Annotated in this window: 19 protein-coding genes; 13 read left to right on the top strand and 6 right to left on the bottom strand. The window is 67.3% G+C overall.

The features are described from left to right. The 3 genes from ACQKIE_RS15015 to trxA all read right to left on the bottom strand — a co-directional run. On the bottom strand, window positions 1–549 hold a 549-nt coding region (locus ACQKIE_RS15015; protein WP_427460493.1), incomplete at its 3' end, for a glutamate-cysteine ligase family protein. Between the two features lie 220 nt (window positions 550–769). After that, on the bottom strand, window positions 770–2,566 hold the full coding sequence (rho, locus tag ACQKIE_RS15010; protein WP_427460491.1) for a transcription termination factor Rho: 1,797 nt from the start codon (window positions 2,564–2,566) through the stop codon (window positions 770–772). A gap of 150 nt (window positions 2,567–2,716) precedes the next feature. Next, window positions 2,717–3,043, bottom strand: a complete 327-nt coding sequence (gene trxA / locus ACQKIE_RS15005) for a thioredoxin TrxA (protein ID WP_427460489.1) — start codon at window positions 3,041–3,043, stop codon at window positions 2,717–2,719. Between the two features lie 427 nt (window positions 3,044–3,470). Between trxA and ACQKIE_RS15000 the strand changes: the two genes are divergently transcribed. The 5 genes from ACQKIE_RS15000 (at window position 3,471) to ung (ending at window position 8,623) form a co-directional block, all read left to right on the top strand. Further along, complete coding sequence (locus ACQKIE_RS15000) at window positions 3,471–5,276, top strand: DEAD/DEAH box helicase (RefSeq protein WP_427460487.1); 1,806 nt, start codon at window positions 3,471–3,473, stop codon at window positions 5,274–5,276. Window positions 5,277–5,417: 141 nt separating this feature from the next. Next, a complete protein-coding gene (gene ftsE / locus ACQKIE_RS14995) occupies window positions 5,418–6,095 on the top strand; it encodes a cell division ATP-binding protein FtsE (protein ID WP_427460485.1) in 678 nt (225 codons plus the stop codon). Beyond that, the gene (gene ftsX / locus ACQKIE_RS14990; RefSeq protein WP_427460483.1) at window positions 6,092–7,072 is read left to right on the top strand and encodes a permease-like cell division protein FtsX; all 981 of its coding nucleotides are present in this window, start codon (window positions 6,092–6,094) and stop codon (window positions 7,070–7,072) included. The genes ftsE and ftsX overlap by 4 nt, the downstream gene beginning before the upstream one ends. A 13-nt stretch (window positions 7,073–7,085) precedes the next feature. Beyond that, entirely contained in the window at window positions 7,086–7,925 is an 840-nt protein-coding gene (locus tag ACQKIE_RS14985; protein ID WP_427460481.1) for a response regulator, read from the top strand. Further along, window positions 7,922–8,623: a uracil-DNA glycosylase gene (gene ung / locus ACQKIE_RS14980; RefSeq protein WP_427460479.1), complete on the top strand. Its 702-nt coding sequence runs from the start codon at window positions 7,922–7,924 to the stop codon at window positions 8,621–8,623. The genes ACQKIE_RS14985 and ung overlap by 4 nt, the downstream gene beginning before the upstream one ends. Here the strand turns inward: ung and ACQKIE_RS14975 are convergent. Beyond that, a complete protein-coding gene (locus tag ACQKIE_RS14975; protein ID WP_427460477.1) occupies window positions 8,533–9,231 on the bottom strand; it encodes an FMN-dependent NADH-azoreductase in 699 nt (232 codons plus the stop codon). The genes ung and ACQKIE_RS14975 overlap by 91 nt on opposite strands. 103 nt (window positions 9,232–9,334) lie before the next feature. Between ACQKIE_RS14975 and ACQKIE_RS14970 the strand changes: the two genes are divergently transcribed. The 8 genes from ACQKIE_RS14970 (at window position 9,335) to ACQKIE_RS14935 (ending at window position 20,115) form a co-directional block, all read left to right on the top strand. After that, a complete protein-coding gene (locus tag ACQKIE_RS14970; RefSeq protein ID WP_427460475.1) occupies window positions 9,335–10,756 on the top strand; it encodes a PLP-dependent aminotransferase family protein in 1,422 nt (473 codons plus the stop codon). Between the two features lie 91 nt (window positions 10,757–10,847). Continuing rightward, window positions 10,848–11,165 (top strand): DMT family transporter, encoded by a 318-nt coding sequence (locus ACQKIE_RS14965; protein ID WP_427460473.1) that lies wholly within the window; start codon window positions 10,848–10,850, stop codon window positions 11,163–11,165. 138 nt (window positions 11,166–11,303) lie between these two features. After that, complete coding sequence (gene rpoH, locus ACQKIE_RS14960; protein ID WP_427460471.1) at window positions 11,304–12,164, top strand: RNA polymerase sigma factor RpoH; 861 nt, start codon at window positions 11,304–11,306, stop codon at window positions 12,162–12,164. 83 nt (window positions 12,165–12,247) lie between these two features. Next, window positions 12,248–12,928, top strand: a complete 681-nt coding sequence (locus ACQKIE_RS14955; protein WP_427460469.1) for a response regulator transcription factor — start codon at window positions 12,248–12,250, stop codon at window positions 12,926–12,928. Continuing rightward, the gene (locus tag ACQKIE_RS14950; RefSeq protein ID WP_427460467.1) at window positions 12,906–14,279 is read left to right on the top strand and encodes a sensor histidine kinase; all 1,374 of its coding nucleotides are present in this window, start codon (window positions 12,906–12,908) and stop codon (window positions 14,277–14,279) included. The genes ACQKIE_RS14955 and ACQKIE_RS14950 overlap by 23 nt, the downstream gene beginning before the upstream one ends. An 80-nt stretch (window positions 14,280–14,359) precedes the next feature. Beyond that, window positions 14,360–17,563 carry an efflux RND transporter permease subunit gene (locus ACQKIE_RS14945; RefSeq protein ID WP_427460465.1) on the top strand — a complete coding sequence of 1,068 codons (3,204 nt, stop codon included), beginning with the start codon at window positions 14,360–14,362 and terminating at the stop codon, window positions 17,561–17,563. Continuing rightward, window positions 17,553–18,722 (top strand): efflux RND transporter periplasmic adaptor subunit, encoded by a 1,170-nt coding sequence (locus tag ACQKIE_RS14940; RefSeq protein ID WP_427460463.1) that lies wholly within the window; start codon window positions 17,553–17,555, stop codon window positions 18,720–18,722. The genes ACQKIE_RS14945 and ACQKIE_RS14940 overlap by 11 nt, the downstream gene beginning before the upstream one ends. Further along, entirely contained in the window at window positions 18,709–20,115 is a 1,407-nt protein-coding gene (locus tag ACQKIE_RS14935; RefSeq protein WP_427460461.1) for an efflux transporter outer membrane subunit, read from the top strand. Before ACQKIE_RS14940 ends, ACQKIE_RS14935 begins: the two co-directional genes overlap by 14 nt. A gap of 82 nt (window positions 20,116–20,197) precedes the next feature. Here the strand turns inward: ACQKIE_RS14935 and tal are convergent, their stop codons facing one another. After that, complete coding sequence (gene tal, locus ACQKIE_RS14930; RefSeq protein WP_427460459.1) at window positions 20,198–21,151, bottom strand: transaldolase; 954 nt, start codon at window positions 21,149–21,151, stop codon at window positions 20,198–20,200. A gap of 118 nt (window positions 21,152–21,269) precedes the next feature. Then, window positions 21,270–23,444 carry a primosomal protein N' gene (locus ACQKIE_RS14925; protein WP_427460457.1) on the bottom strand — a complete coding sequence of 725 codons (2,175 nt, stop codon included), beginning with the start codon at window positions 23,442–23,444 and terminating at the stop codon, window positions 21,270–21,272. Window positions 23,445–23,645 lie beyond the last annotated feature (201 nt).

Here is a 23,645-nt window from a genome sequence, read left to right as displayed (position 1 = left end):
CCCTCCGGGACCGCTGCACTGATAACAAAAAAAGCGGCCTAAGGGCCGCTTTTCTTTTGCCACTCCGCCGGTATATATCAACTCGCCTTCGGGCATCCACGGCATCTGGTCGCGACGCCACTTCGGCTGGAAGCCCATGCCGAGGAAACCGATGCCGAGTTCCTCGGCCACCGAGCGCACTTCCTGCAGATGGTTGGTGACCTCGTCGCACGTCTCGTGGATCGTCTCCAGCGGCGCGCCCGAGAGTTCGAGCTGGCCCGCGGGTTCGAGGGTGATGTTCGCCTTGCCCTTGGTGAGCGCCACCGGTGTATCGCCCTCGCGCGCGATGTCCCAGCCGTAGCGCGCGGCGAGTCCTTCGAGGATCGCGCGAATGCCGGGACGGTCGCCCTCGAACGGTGGCGGCGTGAGGTCGTCGGTATAGAAACCGAACTTCTCGTGTTCCGTGCCGATGCGCCACTCGGAGCCTGGCTTCTCGCCCTTAGCAAGGTAAGCGACCAGGTCATGGCGGCTACCGATGGGCGTGCTCTTCGCGGCGCTGGGGATGGACACGGACTTTCCTTGACGTAGGGCGCTCGGCCGGTAGCCGGACCACATGGGGACGACTTCTTGCAAGCAAAAGGTGCCTGCGCGCGGAGCGTAGCATCGACGATGGACCGTGTGCCCAAAGTGTCCCGGCGCCGCCGGCCGGTTCAACAAAGAGGGTGTGCGACCCGCCCAAAAAAAGACCGCCCCGAGGGGCGGCCTTTCGCATGTTCCAGTGAAGGGCGGGTTAACGCTTCATGGAATTGAAGAACTCGTCGTTGGACTTCGTGTTCTTCATCTTGTCGAGCATGAACTCCATCGCCGCGAGTTCGTCCATCGGGTGGAGGAGCTTGCGCAGGATCCAGATCTTCGCGAGCAGGTCCGGATCGATGAGCAGGTCTTCGCGACGGGTGCCGGAGCGGTTGATATCGATCGCGGGGTATACGCGCTTCTCGGAGATGCGGCGGGACAGGTGCACTTCCATGTTGCCCGTGCCCTTGAACTCCTCGTAGATCACCTCGTCCATCTTCGAGCCGGTGTCGGTCAGCGCCGTGGCGATGATGGTCAGGCTGCCGCCTTCCTCGACGTTGCGCGCCGCGCCGAAGAAACGCTTCGGACGCTGCAGGGCGTTGGCGTCGACACCGCCGGTGAGCACCTTGCCAGAGCTCGGCACAACCGTGTTGTAGGCGCGGGCGAGGCGGGTGATCGAGTCGAGCAGGATCACCACGTCCTTCTTGTGCTCGACCAGGCGCTTGGCCCGCTCGATCACCATCTCGGCGACCTGCACGTGGCGCACGGCCGGCTCGTCGAAGGTGGAGCTGATGACTTCGGCGCGAACGGTGCGGGCGATTTCCGTGACTTCTTCCGGACGCTCGTCGATCAACAGCATGATCAGGTGGACGTCGGGATGGTTGTACTGGATGGCCTGGGCGATGTTCTGCAGCATCATCGTCTTGCCCGACTTCGGCTGGGAGACGATGAGGCCACGCTGGCCACGGCCGATCGGCGCGACCAGGTCGAGGATGCGGCCCGTGATGTCCTCGGTGGAACCGTTGCCGCGCTCGAGCTTGAACGCCTTGCGCGGGAACAGCGGCGTGAGGTTCTCGAACAGCAGCTTGTTCTTCGACGCCTCCGGCGGATCGCCGTTGATGTCGTCGACCTTGAGCATCGCGAAGTAGCGCTCGCCTTCCTTGGGATGGCGGACGCGTCCGGTGATGTAGTCGCCGGTGCGCAGGTTGAAGCGGCGGATCTGGCTGGGCGAGACGTAGATGTCGTCCGGACCGGCCAGGTAGGACTCGTCCGCCGAACGCAGGAAGCCGAAGCCGTCCTGGAGGATTTCGAGCACGCCCTCCGCCCAGATGCCGCCGCCGGAGCGGGCATGGGCCTTGAGGATGTTGAAGACCACGTCCTGCTTGCGCTGGCGGGCCACGCCCTCGCGCACGCCGAGCGATTCCGCGAACTCGAGGAGCTGGATCGAGTTCTTGCGCTTCAGCTCGGTCAGGTTGATCAGGCGATCGTTGCTGCCGGCATCGGCGTTCTCGTCGTCGTCGACGGGATAGCCGTTGTTGTTGCGCGGGTGCTGGTAGTTGCCGCCCCCGTTGCCACCGCCGCCACCGCCACCGCCACCGCCGCCACCCTGGCGCTGCTGGTTGCGCTCGTTCCGGCGACGGCGGCCGCGGCCTTCGCGCTCGTTACGGTCATTGCGGTTCTGTTGCTGGTTCGGGTTGTCGCCGCGCGGCGGCTGCTGGCCACCCCCTTGCGCCTGGCCCTGCTGCCCTCCGTCACGCGCCTCGGACTGGGGCTGCGGCAGGGGAGGGAGCGCGGGTGGCGCCGACGGGCTGCCGAGTTGTAGCTCGGCCTGCGGGGCGGGCGCCGGTGCAGGCGACGGCGCGGGCTTGGCGGGAGCGGGCGCCGGAGCGCTCGTCTCGACCGCCGGAGCTTCGGCGGCCGGCGCCTTGCGACGGGTGCGGGGACGCGGTTCGGTCGCTGGCTGGTCGCCGGCGCCCTTGGCGTCGATGGAGTCTTTGGTTTCGATATCGGACACGGGCAAACCTCACGGGGCGCCGTTGGAAGAAGAATGGGAGAGGGTTCGCAGCGTGGGGGACAAGCGGTGTCCCGGCGAACTCCTAGAGCCTAGCATCGCGTGAGGCGCGGCGTAAAGCGCCTCACGCGGCGGCGGAGTGGAGCAGGGCGATCAGATCGCCTTCTGGATCATCTGGTCGAGCTGGCTCTTGCCGACGGCGCCGATCTGCGTCGCCTCGACCTTGCCGCCCTTGAAGACCATCAGGGTCGGGATCCCACGGACGCCGAACTGGCGCGGCGTGTTCTGGTTCTCGTCGATGTTGATCTTCACGACCTTCAGCTTGCCGTCGTACTGGTCGGCCAGCTGGTCGAGGACCGGGGCGATCGACTTGCAGGGGCCGCACCACTCCGCCCAGAAGTCGAGCAGGACAGGGGTGTCGGAATCGAGGACGTCCTTCTGGAACGCGGCGTCGCTCGTATGGGTGATCTTGTCGCTCACCATGATCTCCAAAACAGGGGTGGAAGGGGGGTTGACGACCGTGACGCTCGCATCGGCTACACTAAGGAGCCCCATGTCGCGGGTCCAACCGGAACCGAAGGTCTTTGGCCATTGCAGCCGGCGGCCCTCATTCCAACCCAACTAGGGGCGCGATTCAAGCAATTCAAGGTCGCCGGCGGGTGGTTTCCGTTGACATAGGTAAACCGGTTTTCCGAGCCGGTTCACCTATGCCAGCGGGAACCCTCGGGTGCGGCCACCATCGCCTCCGGCCTTCGCGCGCCGGGCGCGTCGCAGGCCGCCGGACTGGCAACCGGCCCCTCCCGACACTCCCGTGACCCGGCCGGACCTTCCCTGTCCCGTGGGCTCCTCATGCCGCCGGGACGGCGCCCCGCCAGCGTGGCGCGAGCTTCCAGGCCCTTCATTCCACATGTCCCAAACCGTTCTCACCGACGTCTTCTACGAAAACCTCGACCTCCATCCGCTGCTCCAGCAAGGCCTTGCCGCCGCGGGCATCACCCGTTGCACCCCCATCCAGGCGCTGACGCTTCCCGTCGCCCTGGCCGGGCGCGACGTCGCGGGCCAGGCCCAGACCGGCACCGGCAAGACCTTCGCCTTCCTGGTCGCGCTGATGGACCGCCTCCTGAAGAACCCGGCGCACCCGGATCGGAAGGACGCCGACCCCCGCGCCCTCGTCATCGCGCCCACCCGCGAACTGGCGATCCAGATCGAAAAGGATTTCCAGGCCATCGGCAAGGCCACCGGCCTGCGCAGCGCCCTGATCTACGGCGGCGTGGACTACGACAAGCAGCGCCAGCAGTTGCGCGACGGCTGCGACATCATCATCGCCACGCCGGGCCGCCTGCTCGATTACTACAAGCAGGACGTGTTCGGCTTCGGCAGCGTCGAGGTCATGGTCATCGACGAGGCGGACCGCATGTTCGACCTCGGCTTCATCAAGGACGTGCGTTTCATCTTCCGCCGCCTGCCGTCGCGCGAGCAGCGCCAGGTGCTGCTGTTCTCCGCCACCCTCAGCCATCGCGTGCTGGAACTCGCCTACGAGCACATGCACGAAGCCGAGAAGCTGGTGGTGGAGACGGAAAACATCACCGCCGACCGCGTCCGCCAGGTCGTCTACTTCCCGTCCAAGGAAGAGAAGATGCCGCTGCTGTTCAACCTGCTCGAGGAGAGCAAGGCCGAGCGCAGCATCATCTTCGTCAATACCAAGGCCGCCGCGGAGCGCATCACGGATCGCCTGAAGCGGCACAACTTCCGCGTCGGCGCCATTTCCGGCGACGTGCCGCAGGTGAAGCGCCAGAAGCTGCTGCAGCGGTTCCAGGAAGGGCAGATCGATCTGCTGGTCGCCACCGACGTCGCCGCCCGCGGCCTCCACATTCCCGCGGTCAGCCACGTCTTCAACTACGACCTGCCGCAGGATGCCGAGGACTACGTCCACCGCATCGGCCGCACCGCGCGCCTCGGTGCCGAGGGCGACGCGATCAGCTTCGCCTGCGACCTCTACGCGATGGGCCTGCCGGACATCGAGACCTACATCAACCAGAAGATCCCCACCGCCTCGATCGAGGCGAAGATGCTGGTGATGCCCGCACCCCGCCCGCGCGCCGACGGCGTGCAGGACGAGGTGGACGATCCGAACGACACCGGTGGCCATATCCCCACCCGCGGCGCCCCGCCGGAGAAGGGCGGCCGTGGTGGTCGCGATGGTCGTGGCGGCCCGCGTTCCGGAGACCGTTCCGGCAGCCGCGAGCGCCGTCCGCGCCCGCCGCGCGAGGATCGTCCGGCCGCTGCCGGGACACCGACCGAAGTGCCGATGAAGACGGTCGTGGTTGCTGAAACCGTCGCCGAGCTGCCCGCCGCCGCCGAAGCGATGGCGGCCGATGGCGCGGGCAAGAAGCGCCGCCGCCGTCGTGGCGGCCGTGGCCGCGGTGCTCGCGAGGGTGCCGAGAATGGCCAGGGCGCGACGAGCGGCCGGACTGCCGAGAATGGCCAGGACGCTGCCAACGGCGGTGGCGCGGCGAACGGCAATCGCGCGCGCGCCGAGGGCGCCAGGCAGGGGGCGCCGCGCCACGCCGAAGGCCAGGCGAACCCCGCCCGTCGCCCGTCGCGCCAGGTCACTGCCAGCCGACCGGCTTCGACGCCGACGCCGGCCGCGCAGCCGACCAAGGAAAAGATGGGCCTCCTGCGCCGCATCGGGCGCCTGTTCGGCGGTCGCTAAGCCCTGCTTCTGTAGGAGCCGCTATAGCGGCGAGGGGAAGGTGCCTCGTCGCTATGGCGGCTCCTACATGTTTTCAAGCGGCTCCCACAGGTTGTAGTACATCCCTTATCCTCTGGAGCTCCACGGCCAACGGGTAACGCGGTGATCGGTTTCGATCTGGTGAGCAAACGGTACGAGGGCGGTCACCAGGCCCTTACCGACGTGTCGTTCCACGTGGACGCGGGCGAAATGGCCTTCGTCACCGGGCACTCCGGTGCCGGCAAGAGCACGTTGCTCAAGCTGCTGGCGATGATCGAACGACCCACCAACGGCGTGGTCACCCTCGACGGCCAGAAGCTCAACACGGTCCGCCCCGGCGATGTTCCCCGGGTGCGGCGCAAGCTCGGCATGGTCTTCCAGGACCATCGCCTGCTGCTCGACCGCAGCGTCTTCGCCAACGTGGAACTGCCGTTGATCATCGCGGGCGTGTCTCCGGCCGATCGCGGCCGTCGCGTGCGCGCCGCGCTCGAAAAGGTCGGGCTGCTCAGCTACGAGAAACAATTGCCCGAGGCGCTGTCGACGGGCGAGCAGCAGCGCGTGGGCATCGCTCGCGCCATCGTCGCCAAGCCCGCGGTCCTCATCGCCGACGAGCCCACGGGCAACCTCGACCCGCAGCTGGCGATGGAAATCATGACCTTGTTCGCCGAGTTCCAGGCCGTCGGCACGGCCGTCCTCGTCGCCAGCCATGACCTCATGCTGATCAAACGAATGAAGAAACGCGTCGTCGTGCTCGACCACGGCAAGCTCGTCGCCGACGTGCCCGCCACGGAGGTCGTATGAACGCGGTTCGCGAATCCCGCAGGACTCCGGAGCCGGAGAAGACGCGGCGCAGCGGTCCACGCAAGGTAGGGGCCTGGCGTGAGCACCACGCGTGGAGCATGTCGATCAGCCTGCGCCGGCTCGGTGCGCGGCCGCTGGGCACCCTGCTCACGGTGGCGGTGATGGGCGTCGCCCTGGCCCTGCCGCTCACCTTCTACCTGCTCCTCGGCAACGTGCAGCGGATGGGCGATGCGCTCGGGCGCAACCAGTCCATCAGCGCCTTCATGAAGCCGGGACAGAATGCCGGCATGGCGGAAACCGCCGCCTCCGCGCTGCGCGGCCGTCCGGAAGTGGCGGACATCGTCGTGCGCACGCCGAAGGATGGCCTCGATGAACTGGCCGAGGTGCAGGGTTTCTCCGGTGCCCTGCAGTCGCTCGACGCCAACCCGTTGCCTTATGTGCTTTCCGTGCAGCCGAAGCCCGGCTTGTCGATCGAGGAAGTGAACCGGCTCGTCGACTCGATGAAAGCCACGCCGGGCGTCGACATGGTCCAGGACACGGGCGCGTGGCGACAGCGACTCGATGCCATCGTCGGCGTGGGCAGCCGGGCGGTCGGCCTTCTCGCCTTGTTGCTCGGGATCGCCGCCCTGCTCGTGGTCGGCAACACCATCCGCGTGGACATCCAGAGCCGCAGCGCCGAGATCGGCGTCCTCCTGCTCATCGGCGCCAGCCGGCCGTTCGTCCGCCGTCCTTATTTGTACGCGGGCATATGGCTCGGCTTCCTGGCGGGCGTCCTCGCCGTGGCGCTGGCCGTCGTGCTCGAATTGGCCATGGCCGGGCCGGTCGGACGGCTCGCGGCGGCCTACGATGGCAGTGTCAGCTTTGGCGGTCTCCCCGCATGGCTCCTGCTTTCGGTACCCTTCGCCTCGGCCGTGCTGGGGTGGCTCGGTGCACGACTCGTCAGCGCGCGGCAGATCCGCCGCGCCGCGGCGGGCTGAGAGGGGGGCGCAGGTGGGATCTCACATCGGTTCGGGTGTTGCCGGCGCCACGCCGCGCATTCTCCTGGTGGACGGCTCGAAGGTCGTCCGCCAGCTAATCGCGCGCGTCGTCGCGGCCGAGGTGCCGGGTGTCGAGATCGTCGGAGCGGCCACGGGCGCGGAAGCCCAGGCCGAACTCCAGCGAGGCGTCTTCGACTTCGTCACCGTCGCGCTGCGCCTGCCCGACATGGACGGCCTCGACGTCGCACGGTTCGTGCGCGAATCCACGCCGCAGATCTACATGCCGATCGTCGTCGTGTCCGGCGATGTCGAGGCTCGGCTGCACCGTCGCGAGCTCGGAGAATTCGTCACCGATTACTTCGACAAATCCCTCGGCTTCGGTGCGCTGGCCGAGTTCATCCGCGGCTACGTACGCCCGGAGGGTGGCGCGGAAGGCGAGGTGCTTTACGTGGAAGACAGTCGCGTCGTCGCACTCGCGACGCGGCGGATGATGGAAAAGTACGGTCTGACCGTGCACCACGTCATCAGCGCGGAGGACGCGCTCCAGCACCTGCGGCAAGCGCGCGAGCGGGGCGAGGTCGGCGCGCACGTCGTGCTGACCGACGTCAGCCTCAAGGGCGAACTCACCGGCGGCGACCTCGTCGAGCGCATCCGCAACGAGTTCGGCTACGGCAAGGGACAATTGCCCACGCTGGTCATGACCGGCGACGAAAACCCGGCCAACCAGGCCGCGCTGCTGCGCGCCGGCGCGAACGACCTCGTCGAGAAGCCGGTCGAGGAAAAACTGCTCATCACGAAGTTGTTGTTCCAGCTGCGCGTCGCCTTGCACCTGCGGGAAAGGACGGCGCATTGAACGACCGGGTGAAGCTGGAGCCATCCTGGAAAGCCAGGATCGGCGACTACCTCGACCGTCCGGAGATGCTCGCACTATCGGCGTTCCTCCGGGAGGAGAAGGCGCAGGGAAAGGTCATCTATCCGCCCGGCCCCGACATCTTCAACGCCTTCGCGCATACGCCCTTCGACAAGGTGCGCGTCGTCATCCTCGGCCAGGACCCGTACCACGGCCCCGGCCAGGCCCACGGACTCAGTTTCTCCGTTCGCCCGGGCGTGCGCGTGCCGCCGTCGCTGCTGAACATGGTCAAGGAAATCGAGGACTGCCTCGGCATCCCCCGCCCGGACCACGGTTGTCTTACGCCGTGGGCGGACCGCGGCGTGCTCCTGCTCAATGCGGTGCTCACGGTGGAAGCGGGCAACGCCGGTTCACACCAGGGCCGGGGCTGGGAAGGCTTCACCGATGCGGCCATCGCCGCGCTCAACCGTGAGCGCGAAGGCCTCGTCTTCATGCTCTGGGGCAGCCATGCACAGCGCAAGGGCCAGTTGATCGACGGCGAACGGCACCTCGTCCTGCGCAGCGTGCACCCCTCGCCGCTATCCGCGCATCGCGGCTTCATGGGCTGCGGTCACTTTGCCAAGGCCAATGCGTACCTAGTGTCGCGCGGCGAGCCGCCGGTGGACTGGTCGTTGCCGAGCCGCTCCGCGCTGCCGGCCTGATCGCGAGCGGCGAAGAACTCCCTCAGCGCCCGATCCGCCCGCGCCCGCGTTTCCGCCAGGACCGCCGGCGCGGCGACCGTGCCTTCGACGGTGAAGAAAGTCAGGTCATGCAAGCCGACCATGCCCAGGATCGCCCGCAGGTACGGCGTGAGGAAATCCGGCTGGTGCACGTGCTCACCCGAGAAACGGCCGCCCGAGGCCACGGCCACGAACACCGGTCGATCGCGCAGACCGCCGACCTTGCCCGCGGGCGTGATCTGGAAGGTGCGCCGCGCCCGAACGACGTGGTCGATCCATGCCTTGAGTGAGGAGGGCACGCTGTAGTTGTGCATCGGCGTGCCGATCACGACCACATCGGCCTCTTCCAACTCACCGATAAGGATGTCGGAAAGCGCCATCGATCCGTCGCCGGTGACTTCCGCCGTGCCGGAGTGCTGAGCGAGGGCGTAGTTCGCGTCGATGTGCGGAATGGAGCCGTCGCCGATCACGCGTTGCAACAGCGTCGCTTCCGGATGTTCCATCAGCAAGTGCAGGATGATCTTGCGCGCGAGTTTGTCGCTCTCCGCGCGTTGCCCGTGCGGGCTGCAGCTGACGTGCAGGATTTTCATGGCTCATCCGGTGCGTAGGAAGGTTAGGTGCATCCTACGAATCCATGGCACAGGCACGAGGTCCAAGAATCGACATCCGGGCTATGCCATCATTCGACCACCCATGAGCAGCCGCACGAACAGCACGATCCGACCGCTGGATCCCAGGGCGACAGAGTCCTACTACCGGCAGATTTACGACCGGTTCCGCGACGCGATCGCGAGTGGCGTGCTCAAGCCGGGCGACCGTATCCCGTCGGCGCGTGCGCTCACCCAGGAACTGGGCCTCTCGCGGGGCACCATCGACACCGCGTATTCCCTGCTCGCCGCCGAGGGATATATCGAGGCGCGCGGACAGGCCGGCACCGTCGTGACGCCCGGCCTCAAGCCGCGCGCGCCGGTAGCGGTCGTACCGCCGCGGGCGAGAGGCGACACGGTCGCCCCGAGCTTTCGCGCGGATTCGATCCTGCCCTTCCAGATGGGCCTGCCGGCGCTCGACATGTTTCCCCGGAAGATCTGGGCACGCCTGGGCGCGCGCCATGCACGCAGCATGCAGCCCGCCGACATGGCCAACCCGCCCGCGTTCGGCCTGCCTGGACTGCGCGCCCAGATCGCCACGTACCTGCGCGTTTCGCGCGGCATCGATTGCTCATCGGAGCAGGTGGTCGTCACGGCGGGGTATCGCCATGCGTTGGGGCTGATCGCGCGCGCCTTGTTGAAGGAGGGCGATCGCGTGTGGCTGGAAAACCCGGGCTACCCGCCCACACGGGACTTGCTCGGGCAATGGGGTGTCGCGGGTGTGCCCGTTCCCGTCGACCACGAGGGGATCGTCGTCGCGGAGGGCCTGCGGCTGGCGCCGACCGCCCGCATGGCCGTCGTCACGCCCGCCCACCAGAGTCCGCTTGGCGTGTCGCTTTCGTTGCCACGGCGGTTGGCCCTCCTGGATTGGGCGGCAGACGCCGGCGCCTGGATCGTGGAGGACGATTACGATGGCGAATACCGCTACGTCAGTCGGCCCTTGCCCGCGCTGAAAAGCCTCGACGGCGAGGGGCGCGTGCTCTATGCCGGCACGTTCAGCAAGGTGCTGTTCCCGGGCATCCGGCTTGGCTATCTCGTACTGCCGGAAGCGCAGGTCCAGCGGTTCGCCGAGGTCTTCCACACGTTCGCCGGCGACACGCCCTGGCTGACCCAGGCCATCGCCGCGGCGTTCGTCGCCGAGGGGCACTTCGCGCGCCACATCCAGAAAATGCGCCGCTGCTACGCCGAGCGACGGGAGGCGACGATCGGCGGCCTGAAGGATGTCTTGGGTGACCGCCTGCGTATCGACTCGCCACCGGGGGGGATGCACCTGATCCTGCGCTTCGAGGGTCGCTGGTCGCCGGAGCAACTGGTGGCCCGCATGCGCGAGGACGGGTTGTACGGTGAAGCCATGGCGGACTGGATGGTCGAAGGTGAAGGCATGCCGGCGTTGCTGGTCAGCTTCACCAACATTGCCTCGCGGGCGCGCGCCGCGGAACTCGGGACGAGGCTCGCCAGGCTGCTTTGAGCATGGCCCGGCGGGAAACGCGCATCTTGGCTCTCCGGGCGCGAACAGCGACGGCGCACGATGTGTCCTCCCTTCGATTCGGCTCCTTCCCATGCCCTGGCTCCTGCTCGCTACCGCCGGTCTCCTCGAGATCGTTTTCGCCTTCGCCATGAAATCGTCCGAAGGCTTCACGCGCTGGCTGCCCGCCCTCGTCACGGTCGCTACCGGCGTCGCCAGCGTCATCCTCCTGTCGGTCTCGCTGAAGACCATTCCGGTGGGTACCGGCTACGCCGTCTGGACGGGTATCGGCGCGGTGGGCACGGCCGTCGTGGGCATCCTCGCCCTCGGCGATTCAGCTACGCCCGCCCGTATCGCTTGTATTGCACTGATTCTGTTTGGAATTATCGGGCTACGCCTGGTCCCCGCCTGAACCGCACGTGCGAGGCTCTGGACATGCCGGGGGTATTTCTGTACCATTGCGTACAGTTAACCGATGAACTTCGGGCTGGCTTAGCACTCTCATTCCGGGACTGCTAATCTGCGAACAGACTTTCAGGAGGTTCCACACATGTCCCAAGCCCTCGCCACCCGGAATTACGGGCTACCGAGCGTCGTTGGCAGTCTGGATTCCTATATCTCGGCCGTGCACCGCATTCCCGTGCTCAGCCTTGACGAGGAGCAGTCGCTGGCGCGCCGCTTCCGTGACGACGCCGATCTCGACGCCGCCAAGCAGCTCGTGATGTCCCACCTGCGTTTCGTGGTCCACGTGGCCCGTGGCTACAACGGCTACGGCCTGCAGCTGTCGGACCTCATCCAGGAAGGCAACATCGGCCTGATGAAGGCGGTGAAGCGCTTCGACCCGGACCAGGGCGTTCGGCTGGTCAGCTTCGCCGTGCACTGGATCCGTGCCGAGATGCACGAGTTCATCCTGCGCAACTGGCGCATCGTGAAGGTCGCCACCACCAAGGCGCAGCGCAAGCTGTTCTTCAACCTGCGCAAGAGCAAGAAGCGCTTGGGCTGGATGAACGCCGAGGAAGTGCGCGTGGTCGCGAACGACCTGGGCGTCCCCGAGGCCACCGTCCGCGAGATGGAATCGCGTCTTTCGGGCCGTGACATCGGCTTCGAGGCTCCGGCCGATGCGGACGACGACGATAAGCCGGCTCCGGCCGCGTTCCTTGTCGACGAAGGCGCCGATCCGTACGACAACCTCGCCGAGGAAGACGCCAGCAACAACCAGATGGGCGCGCTGTCGTCGGCGCTCGGCAACCTGGACGATCGCTCGCGCGACATCATCCAGCGCCGCTGGCTGGCCGAGGACAACAAGGCCACGCTGCAGGATCTTGCGGACGAGTACGGCGTGTCGGCCGAGCGCATCCGCCAGATCGAGGCGAATGCCATGAAGAAGATGCGCGTCGCCATCGCGGCCTGAGTCCGCGGTTCGGCGTACTATCCGGAACGGCCCCTCCATGGGGCCGTTTTCCGTTGGCGTCATCCCCACAGGAGCAGAACAGGATGCCCAGGGCACTGGTCATCGAAGACGACGAAGTCACCGCTCGCGACATCGTCGCGGAGCTGGGTGCGCACGGCCTCGTCGCCGACTGGGTCGCCGACGGTCGCGAGGGTCTCGCGCGCGCGCTCGCCGACGGGTACGACATCATCACGCTCGACCGCATGCTGCCCGGCATGGACGGCATCGACGTCGTGTCCGCGCTGCGCCAGCGCGACGTGGACACGCCGGTGCTCATGATCAGCGCGCTCTCCGACGTGGACGAGCGCGTGCGCGGCCTGCGTGCCGGCGGCGACGATTACCTGACCAAGCCGTTCTCGCCCGACGAACTGGCTGCGCGCGCGGAAGTGCTGTTGCGTCGCCGGCGCCAGGGCGGCAACGAAACGCGATTGCGCGTCGCCGACCTGGAACTCGATCTCGTCCGCCACAACGCGCAGCGCCGCGGGGAAGCGCTGACGTTGCTCCCCACGGAGTTCCGCCTGCTCGAGTTCCTGATGCGCAACGCGGGCCAGGTGGTCACCCGACAAATGATCTTCGAGCACGTCTGGGGCTTCCATTTCGATCCGGGCACGAACGTCATCGACGTCCATATCGGCCGCCTCCGTCGCAAGATCGACGGTGCCGGCCATTCGCCGCTCATCCGCACCGTGCGCGGCTCGGGGTATGTCCTTGCGCCCGCTGACTGACGCCTGGCGTTCCGCCACGTCGCGCCTGATCATCATCTACGGCGCGCTGTTCGCCGTCTGGTGCGTGGTGTTGCTGGGCGTGGTGCAGTGGGAGACGTCGCGCTACCTGTGCGGCGTGGTGGACCAGATGCTCGCCTCGCGCGTCCGCTACCTCGAAGGCACCGATCCCCACCACATGCGCGCCACGGTGGAAGCCGCCAGCGAGATCGACGTGCAGGGCGCCATGTGGATGGGCCTCTTCGACGCCCAGGGCCGGCGCGTCGCCGGCAACATCGCCACCCTGCCGAAGGAGCTGGACGAGGACGGCGTCGTCCGCTCGCTCGACGCCAACTTCGCCAGCCCCACGCGCACGACGACGGCCCGCGTGCGCGGCCTCGTTCGCGAACTGCCCGACGGCACGCGCCTCGTGGTGGCCAAGGAAAGCGCCACGATCGACGGGATCGGCACGATCATCCGCCACGGGCTCCTCTGGGGGCTCTCGCTCACCCTCATCCCCGGGGTGCTGGGCGGTGTGCTGATCGCGCGCGGCCCGGCGCGGCGCATTCGCGCGATCCAGCAAGCGATGGAACCGATCCGCGAAGGCGACCTGAGCGTGCGTCTCCCGGTAAGTGGCGTTGGCGACGAGGTGGACCTGCTAGCGGGCACGGTCAACACCACGCTTGCCGAAATCGAACGGCTGCTCGGCGAAGTGAAGGGCGTGACGGATAATATCGCGCACGACCTGCGTACGCCGCTAACACGGATGCGCACACGCCTCTACCGCCTGCAGCAGCAGTTCGAGGACCGGCCAGAGGGCGAGCAACTCGACGCCTGCGTGAGCGAGATCGACACGGTGCTCTCGCGCTTCCGCGCCCTGCTGCGCGTGTCCGAACTCGAAGACCGCCAGCGCAGCGCATGCTTCGAGGACATCGACCTTTGCACCGTGCTGCGCGACGTGCACGAGTTCTACGCACCCCTGGCCGAGGACCGGGGCCAGCGGTTCGAGCTGGAACTGGCCGGCCTGCCGGCGCTGCGCGGAGACCGGCAACTGATGTTCGAGGCTTTCGCCAACCTTGTCGGCAACGCCATCAAGTTCACGCCGGACGGCGGCGCCGTGCGCCTCATCGCGTCGACAAGCCTCGATGGCGGCGCGCGCGTGGATATCGCCGATACCGGACCGGGCATTCCTCCGCACGAGCGCGAAGCAGTGTTCCGACGGTTCTATCGCAGCGACGAGACGCGTTCGAAACCGGGCTGCGGATTGGGCTTGGCGATCGTCAGCGCCATCGTGCGACTGCACGGGTTTTCGCTTTCCGTCGGCGGTAACGAGAAAGGCGCGGTCTTTTCGGTGACCTGTCCGGCAGCCGCCTAAATAAATCTTAACTACGCCGGCAGATGCCGCCGGCGCAAACTTCGCGGCGACGCAACACACGCCTCGGAATCCATCCCCCCATGATTGGCATCGTCCGGATCGCGCTCACGCGGCCGTATACCTTCGTCGTCCTCGCTCTGCTGATCCTCATCATCGGGCCGCTCTCCGCCCTGCGCACGCCGACGGACATCTTCCCCGACATCAAGATTCCCGTGATCGCGGTCGTCTGGCAGTTCACGGGGCTGCCTCCCGACCAGATGGCCGGTCGCGTGGCCTCGCCGTTCGAGCGTGTGCTCACGACCACGGTGAACGACATCGAGCATATCGAGGCCAACTCGATCCAGGGCTTCGGCATCGTCAAGATCTTCTTCCAGCCGACCGCGGACATCCGCACCGCGAACGCGCAGGTGACGGCGGTGGCGCAGACGTTGTTGAAACAGCTGCCGCCGGGCATCACCCCACCGCTGATCCTCAACTACAACGCCTCGACGGTGCCGATCATCCAGTTGGCGTTGTCGGGCAAGGGCCTTACCGAACAGAACCTCGCCGACCTGGGCCAGAACATCATCCGCCCCCAGCTGGTCTCGGTCCCGGGCGCGTCCATCCCTTATCCGTATGGCGGCAAGACGCGCCAGGTGCAGATCGACATCGACCCGCAGGCGCTCCAGGCGCGCGGCTTGTCGGCGCAGGACGTGGCCAACGCCCTTGCCGCGCAGAACCTCATCACGCCGGTCGGCACGCAGAAGATCGGGCGTTACGAGTACACGCTGCAACTCAATAACTCGCCGTCGGATATCGACGATCTCGGCAACCTGCCGGTGAAGGTCGCGAACGGCGCCACGGTGTTCATCCGCGACGTGGCGCACGTGCGCGACGGTTCGCCGCCGCAGACCAACATCGTGCACGTCAACGGCGACCGTTCGGTGCTCATGACGGTGATGAAGAACGGCTCGGCCTCGACGCTGGCAATCATCGCCGGCATCAAGCAGCGCGTCGCGGACATGAAGGATGCCCTGCCGGCGGGGCTCACCATCGCGCCGATCGGCGACCAGTCGTTGTTCGTCAGCGCCGCGATCGAAGGCGTGGCGCGCGAAGGCGTCATTGCCGCGGCCCTCACCAGCCTCATGATCCTGCTGTTCCTCGGTAGCTGGCGCTCCACCGTTATCATCGCCACGTCCATCCCGCTCGCGATCCTCGGCTCGATCGCCGCGCTGTCGGCCATCGGCGAGACGATGAACATCATGACGCTGGGCGGCCTGGCACTTGCCGTAGGCATCCTCGTCGACGACGCCACGGTGACCATCGAGAACATCAACTGGCACCTCGAGCAGGGCAAGGACGTGGAGACGTCCATCCTCGACGGTGCGGCGCAGATCGTGACACCGGCCTTCGTCTCGTTGTTGTGCATCTGCATCGTGTTCGTGCCGATGTTCTTCCTCGAAGGCGTGGCGCGCTTCCTCTTCGTGCCGATGGCCGAGGCCGTGATGTTCGCGATGATCGCGTCCTTCATCCTCTCGCGCACGCTCGTGCCGACGATGGCGAAGTACCTCCTGAAGCCGCATGCCCACGACGACCCGCACGGCGAGCACGGGAAGGTGTCGCGCAACCCGCTGGTCCGTTTCCAGCGCGGTTTCGAGAAGCGCTTTGAGGGCGTGCGTGCGAGCTACCACGTGCTGCTCGAAATGGCGCTACTCCACCGCAAGGTCTTCACGATCGGGTTCCTCGGCTTCGTGTTGCTGTCGTTCCTTCTCGTGCCGATGCTGGGGCGAAACTTCTTCCCGGCGGTGGACGGTGGACAGATCCTGATGCACGTGCGTGCACCGATCGGCACGCGTGTCGAGGAGACGGCGCGCCTCTTCGCGCAGGTCAACGAGGCCGTGCGCAAGGTCATTCCGAAGGAGGACCTGGGCACCGTGGTGGACAACATGGGCCAGCCGGTCTCGGGCATCAACACGACCTACAACAACACCGGCACCATCGGCTCGCAGGACGGCGACATCCAGATCGCGCTCAACGAAGGACATGCACCGACGGCCGATTATGTTCGCCAGCTGCGCGAGACGTTGCCGCGCCAGTTCCCCGGCGCTACGTTCTCGTTCCCGCCGGCGGACATCATCAGCCAGATCCTCAACTTCGGCTCGCCCGCGCCGATCGACCTGCAGATCCGCGGACCCAACGTATCGGCGAACTTCACCTACGCCAATCGCCTGCTGCGCGAGATCCGCCGTGTGCCGGGCGTCGTCGACGCGCGCATCCAGCAGTCGCAGGGCAGCCCTGCCTTCAACGTGGACGTGGATCGCAGCCGTGCGCAACAGGTCGGCATCACCGAGCGCGACGTCACGGCCAGCCTCGGCGTGAACCTCGCCGGGTCGAGCCAGGTCGCCCCGACCTTCTGGCTCAACCCGAAGAACGGCGTGTCGTACCCGATCGTGATGCAGACCCCGCAATACAGCATCGACAGCCTGCCCGACCTCGAGAACGTACCCATCAGTCCGAGCACCGGCACGGCGGGTGCGCAGATCCTCGGTGGCTTCGCCTCCGTATCGCGCACCGCCATGAGTTCGGTGGTGAGCCAGTACAACATCAATTCCATGGTGGAGATCTTCGCCACCACGCAGGACAGGGACCTCGGCGCCGTCGCGGCGGACATCCAGAAGGTCGTCGACGCCAACCGGAAATTCCTGCCGAAGGCGTCGAGCACAGCGCTCCTGGGCCAGGTGCAGACCATGAACAACGCCTTCTCGGGCCTGATCTTTGGCCTGCTCGGCGCGATCGTGTTGATCTACCTGCTCATCGTGGTGAACTTCCAGTCCTGGAGCGACCCCTTCGTCATCGTCACCGCGCTTCCGGCGGCCATCGCGGGAATCATCTGGATACTGTTCGCCACGCATACCACGCTGTCCGTGCCGGCGCTCACCGGCGCCATCATGTGCATGGGCGTGGCGACTGCGAACTCGATCCTGGTCGTCAGCTTCTGCCGCGAGCGCCTCGCCGAGCATGGCGACGCGATGAAGGCGGCCTTGGAGGGTGGCTTCGTTCGCTTCCGCCCCGTGCTGATGACCGCGCTGGCAATGGTCATCGGCATGGCGCCCATGGCCCTCGGCCTGGGTGAAGGCGGCGAGCAGAATGCGCCGCTCGGCCGCGCCGTGATCGGTGGCCTGATCTTCGCCACCACCGCCACGCTGTTCTTCGTACCCATCGTTTTCAGCATCGTCCACGGCCGCCGCGGCCATCCGTCTTCCACCCCGGCGAACGCTTCCGGAGAGCCTGTCCATGTCGCCTGACACCCTGCACCAACCGCCACCGCGCCGGCTTCGCCTCGCCGGCGTCATCGCCGCGATCGTCGTCCTTGCCATCGTCGTGGCCGGCGTGGCGACACGCGCCAACGATTCGCGCAAGTTGCGCGAATGGACCGACGCACAGGCCGTACCGACCGTCAGTATCGTCTCGCCCGAAGGCGGACAGGGCGGTGCGCAGCTCGATCTTCCCGGCCGTCTGCAGGCCTATGCGCGCGCGCCGATCTTCGCGCGCACGAGCGGCTACCTTAAGTACTGGAAGGCGGACATCGGCCAGAAGGTGAAGGCAGGCCAGTTGCTCGCGGAACTCGAAACGCCCGACCTCGACCAGCAACTGCTCCAGGCGAAGGCGGACCTTGCGAGCGCTCGCGCCAACGAGGCACTGGCGCTCACCACGGCGAAGCGCTGGCAGGCGATGCGCGATTCGGACTCGGTGTCACGGCAGGAAGTCGACGAGAAGACCGGCGATTACGACGCCAAGCACGCACTCGCCCAGGCGTCGCAGGCGAACCTCGAGCGGATCCAGGCGCTGAAGGGATTCGCGAAGCTGGTGGCGCCCTTCGACGGCGTGGTGACGGCGCGCGAGACCGATGTCGGTGCGCTCATCAACGCCGGTGGCGGTGGCCAGGAACTGTTCGTCGTCTCGGACGTGCATAAGCTGCGCATGTACGTGAACGTGCCGCAGAACTACGTGCCGTCGATTCGCGCGGGCGCCACCGTGAAGCTGGCCGTTCCGGAATACCCCGGGAAGACGTTCTCGGGCACGGTCGAGTCCACTTCGTCCGCGATCAACGCCGCGTCGGGCACCACGCTCGTCCAGGTCTCGGTCGACAACGCCGACGGCAAGTTGCTTCCGGGCGGCTATGCCAGCGTCACGTTCGACCTGCCTGCCGACACCGCTCTCTTGCGCGTGCCCGCCAGTGCGCTGGTCTTCGACGACAAAGGGCTGCGCGTCGCCACCGTCGACGCGCAGAACAAGGTTACCTTCAAGGTCGTGACCATCGCGCGCGACTTCGGTAAATCGGTGCAGTTGGGTTCGGGCCTCGCCGCAGGCGATCGCCTGATCGAGAACCCACCCGATGGACTGGCGGATGGCGACAGCGTGCGCGTGACGGCAAAGGCGGATGGCGACCATGCCAAGGCGTAACGTCGTCGCGATGCTGGTCGCCGCGGCTCTCTCCGGTTGTTCCCTGACCCCCACATACAAGGCACCCGACGTGCCGGTCGCGCCGGCCTATGCCAATGCGGACACACCGTGGACCGAGGCGAAGCCCGCCGACCGGCTCGACCGCAACGGCTGGTGGAGGCTTTACGGCGATGCACGCCTCGATGCCTTGCAGGCGAAGCTGCTGACGAACAACGCGACGCTCGCCGCGGCGTTGGCGCATTACGAGCAGTCGGAAGCATTCACTCGCCAGGTTCGCGCGGGCCTGTTTCCGCAGATCGGGCTCAATGCCAACGCCCAATGGAACCGGGAATCCGACACGCGGCCGTTGCGGGGCGCGACCTCGCCCAGCAACTACAACTCCTACACCATCGGGGCGCAGCTCGATTACGAAGTCGACCTCTGGGGCCGCGTGCGCGACACAGTGACCGCGGGCACCGCGGAAGAAGCGGCCTCGGCAGCCGATCTCGCGTCGGTGCAACTGAGCCTGCAGGCCCAGCTCGCGGACAACTATCTCCAGCTCAACGGCTTCGACCGCCAGATCAAGGTGCTCGACGAGAGCATCACGGCGTTTGCGCGGGCCCTCGCGTTGACGCAGTCGCGTCATGAGGGCGGCATCGCTTCAGGGCTCGATGTGGCGCGGGCGCAGACGCAACTGTCGAACGCGAAGTCGCAGCTGACCCAGGCGCAGGCGCAGCGTTCGCTCGTGCTGCATGCGATCGCGGTGCTGGTGGGCGATTCCGCGTCGGCCTTCTCGCTCGCCACCGACGACGCATCGGTGAAGGTGCCGACGATCCCGCTGGACGTGCCTTCCGTGATCCTGCAGCGCCGGCCGGACATCGCCGCGGCGGAGCGACGCACGGCCGCGGCGAACGCTCGCATAGGCATCGCGCGTTCGGCGTTCTTTCCGCAGCTGACGATCGACGGGCAGGGCGGCTGGCAAAGCGATCGCTGGGGCAGCATCGCGACGGCGCCGAATCGCTTTTGGGCGATCGGCCCCACGGTGCTGCTGAGCGTGTTCGACGGCGGTCGTCGCAAGGCGGGCGTCGAGGCGGCCAAGGCGGCGACGGACGAGGCCGGCGCGCAATACCGGGACGTCGTGCTCAATGCCTTCGCCCAGGTGGAAGACAACCTCACCCTCCTGCGCGACCTCGGCACCGCCCTCGTCGACCAACGTGCCGCGGCCGACGCGGCCCAGCGCTCGGTTGACCTCTCGCTCAATCGCTACCGTGAAGGCGCCGTCGGTTACCTGGACGTGGTCCAGGCCCAGACCGCGGCGCTCGACGCACGCCGCAGCGTGATCGACCTTGAAACCCGGCAACTGCGCGCAAGCGTGCAACTGGTCCGCGCGCTCGGCGGCGGTTGGAGCGCTTAAAGCATCGCCGCTTTGGATCCCACAAACGAAGAAGGGGCCTTGCGGCCCCTTCGTTCTTTCCCTTCGCTCGAATCGCTGGAGCTTAAAGCTTCGCCCCCAGCAGCTCCTCGAGCTTGCGCTGGTCAGCCGCGAACTTGCGGATGCCGTCGGCGAGCTTGTCGGTGGCCATGGCATTCTCGTTATGGCCCCAGCGGAACTTGGCTTCGTCGATCTTCACCGCGGCCGATTCGCGGCGACCGCTGTCCTTCAACGCGACCGGCAGCGGTTCGTTGGTCTCGTCGAGCTGCTTCAGCAGGTCCGGCGAGATGGTGAGGCGGTCGCAACCGGCGAGGGCCTGGATCTGCCCGATGTTGCGGAAGCTGGCGCCCATCACGACGGTCTCGAAACCGTGCAGCTTGTACCAGTCGTAGATGCGGCGCACCGACTGGACGCCCGGATCTTCCTCGGGTGCATACGTCTTCTTGTCGGTGTGTTCGACATACCAGTCGAAGATGCGGCCGACGAACGGCGAGATCAGGAACACGCCGGCCTCGGCGCAGGCCACGGCCTGTTCGAAGCTGAAGAGCAGCGTCAGGTTGCAGTTGATGCCTTCCTTCTGCAGCTGTTCGGCGGCGCGAATGCCTTCCCACGTGGACGCGAGCTTGATGAGGATGCGCTCGCGCTTGATGCCGATGTCCTCGTAGAAACCGACCAGGCGGCGAGCCTTGTCGATGGAGGCATGCGTGTCGAAGGACAGGCGGGCATCCACCTCGGTGGAAACGCGACCCGGGACGATCTTGAGGATTTCGCGGCCGATCAGCACGGACAAGCGATCGCTGGCATCGGTCAGCTGGCTGTCGCGGCTGTTGCTCTGCGACTTCGCCCACTGGATGGCTTCGTCGATGTAGCCGGCGTACTCCGGGATGGCGGCGGCCTTCAGGAGCAGCGACGGATTGGTGGTCGCGTCCTCCGGCTTGTACTTCTTCATGGCGGAGATGTCGCCGGTGTCGGCCACGACGGTGGTGATCTTGCGCAGTTGCTCGAGTTGGCTGGTCACGTTGGGGGTTCCGTTACCTGATAAGACGTCTATTGTCGCGCCGAACGCGGAGCAAATGTAGGCATCCATACGTTTCGGTTCACAGATATCCAAGAGGTGTGAGCGAAAGCCCCTCGAATCAATAGAGGTCGATCGGATCCACGTCCAGCGACCAGCGCACCTTGCGCGCGGCGGGAAGCCCGGGGAGGGCCTGCCGCCAGGGTCGGAGGAAGGCGTGCAGGCGCGCCCGCGACGCGGCCTCGACCAGCAGCTGCCCCCGGTGGCGCCCCGCGCGCAACGGCATGGGCGCCGGCATCGGCCCGGCGACACGCAGGTCGCCCGGGTCGCCGATCGCGGCATGCGCCTGGGCGAGGAAATCGTTCACCTCGGCGCGCCCCAGGGCGTCCGCACGCAGCAGGACCTGGTGCGAGAACGGTGGCAGCGCCAGGAGGTGGCGCTCCTCGAGCAGGCTCTCCGCCACCGCGGCATAGCCGCCGCGAAGCAGGGTATGCAGCATCGCGTGGTCGGGGTGGTGCGTCTGCAACAGCACGCTTCCCGGCTTGCTGGCGCGCCCGGCGCGGCCCGCCACCTGGACCACGAGCTGGGCCAGCCGCTCACCGGCGCGGAAGTCCACGCTGTGCAGGCCCTCGTCCACGCCCACGATGGCCACGAGCGTGAGGTTGGGCAGGTCGTGGCCCTTCGCCAGCATCTGCGTCCCGACCAGGATGGCCGGCCTGTCCTCGCGGAGACTGTCGAGGATGTCGCCGAAGGCATCGCGTCGCCGCGTCGTCTCCCTATCGATGCGCACCACGGGCACGTCCGGAAAGCGTTCGGCCAGGGCCTCCTCCAGCCGCTCGGTGCCCTGGCCTTGCGGGCTCAGGTTAGCCGAGCCGCAGACAGGGCAGGCCGCCGGCACCGCTGCCGTGTTGTCGCAGTGGTGGCAGATGAGCCGCCGGCGCCCCGCATGCAGGGTCATGGGCCGCTCGCAGCGCGGGCAGTCGGCGTGCCAACCGCAGTCGTGACAGAGAAGCACGGGGGCGTAGCCCCGCCGATTGCGGAAGACCAGCGCCTGCTCGCCGCGTTCGACGCACGCCGCCACCGCGTGTACGAGCGTTGGCGACAGGCCGTGGTCGAGTCGTTGGGCGCGCATGTCCACGATCTGCACGCGCGTGGATTGCGACGCGCCCGGCCGCGCCCGCAGGACCAGCCGCCTGTAGCGCCCGGCCTGGACGTTGCCGAGCGTCTCCAGCGACGGCGTGGCCGAGCCCAGCACGACCGGCACGTCGAGCGCGCGGGCCCTGACCAGGGCCAGGTCGCGTGCGTGGTAGCGGAAGCCTTCCTGCTGCTTATAGGAAGGATCGTGTTCCTCGTCGATGACGATCAGTCCGGCGTGCGGCAGTGGCGTGAACACCGCCGAGCGGGTGCCGAGCACCACACGTGCCGTGCCGTTGCGCGCCCGGAGCCAGGCGCGTGCGCGCTCGCCCTCGGCCAGGTTCGAATGCAGCACTTCCACCGCCACGCCGAGCCGTTCGCGCAGCCGGCGGACCGTCTGCGGCGCGAGGCCGATCTCGGGGACGAGGAGCAGGGTCTGTTTTCCCTGCGCGAGCGCCCGCTCGATCAGCGCCAGGTAGACCTCGGTCTTGCCGCTGCCCGTCACGCCGTCCAGCAGGTACGCCTGGAAACTGCCGAATCCTTCGCCGATGGCAGCGACCGCGGCCGCCTGCTCGTCACTCAGGGCGGGGCCGGGCGCCGACGCGGCCGGCAGCGCCGACCCCTCGAGGTCGAGCTTCTCGACCAGTCCCGCCTCGAGCAGGCGGCGCGCCGCCGGGCGCCAGGCGGGCACTGCCAGCGCCAGGTCATCGGCGGCCCGCGGCCCGTCGTACAGCGCGTCGAGGAGGGCAGCGGAACCACCCTTGCGGCTCCTGGCGTCTCGGGCGGCGCGGCCCTGCAGCGTGAGCGCCCACGCCTCGCGACCGGTCGCAGGCAAGGCCCTCGGCTCCCGCAAGGCGAGGGGCAGGGCATTGGCGAACGCCTCGCCGGGCGCGCCGGCCCAGTAGTCCGCCGCCCAGGCGAGCGTCGCCATCAGCTCGTCGTCCAGCAGGGGGTACGGATCGAGGACCTCGCGCACCTGCTTCAGGCGCCCGGCGCCCACCGCCGCCTCGGCCGACGCGTCGACCACCACGCCCACCATCTCCCCCCGCCCGAAGGGCACGCGCACCCGGGAACCCGCCACGGCCTCGCCGACCGCGGGCGGCAGGTAGTCGAACAGCGTGGGCAGCGGCACCGGGAGGGCGACTCGAAGGACGGGAATCATGCGAGGCCTAGTTTAAAGGGAGATGCCGAAAGCGCTGGTCAATGATTGACCAGCCACACATGGGTTTGCCCGAGAATGGAGTGCCGGAAGGGAAGAAGAAGCTGTAAGTGCCCGCCCCCGGACCGCTTTCCGTGTTATCCACAAGCGCTGTGGATAACTCTGTGGATGAGCCTCGGATGGAAGCCATCCAAGGCGCGTGGT

Origin of the sequence: Luteibacter sp. NPDC031894 (assembly GCF_050273135.1) — a bacterium.
In the GTDB taxonomy this organism is placed as follows: domain Bacteria; phylum Pseudomonadota; class Gammaproteobacteria; order Xanthomonadales; family Rhodanobacteraceae; genus Luteibacter.
This window is presented reverse-complemented; position numbering and strand designations above follow the sequence as displayed.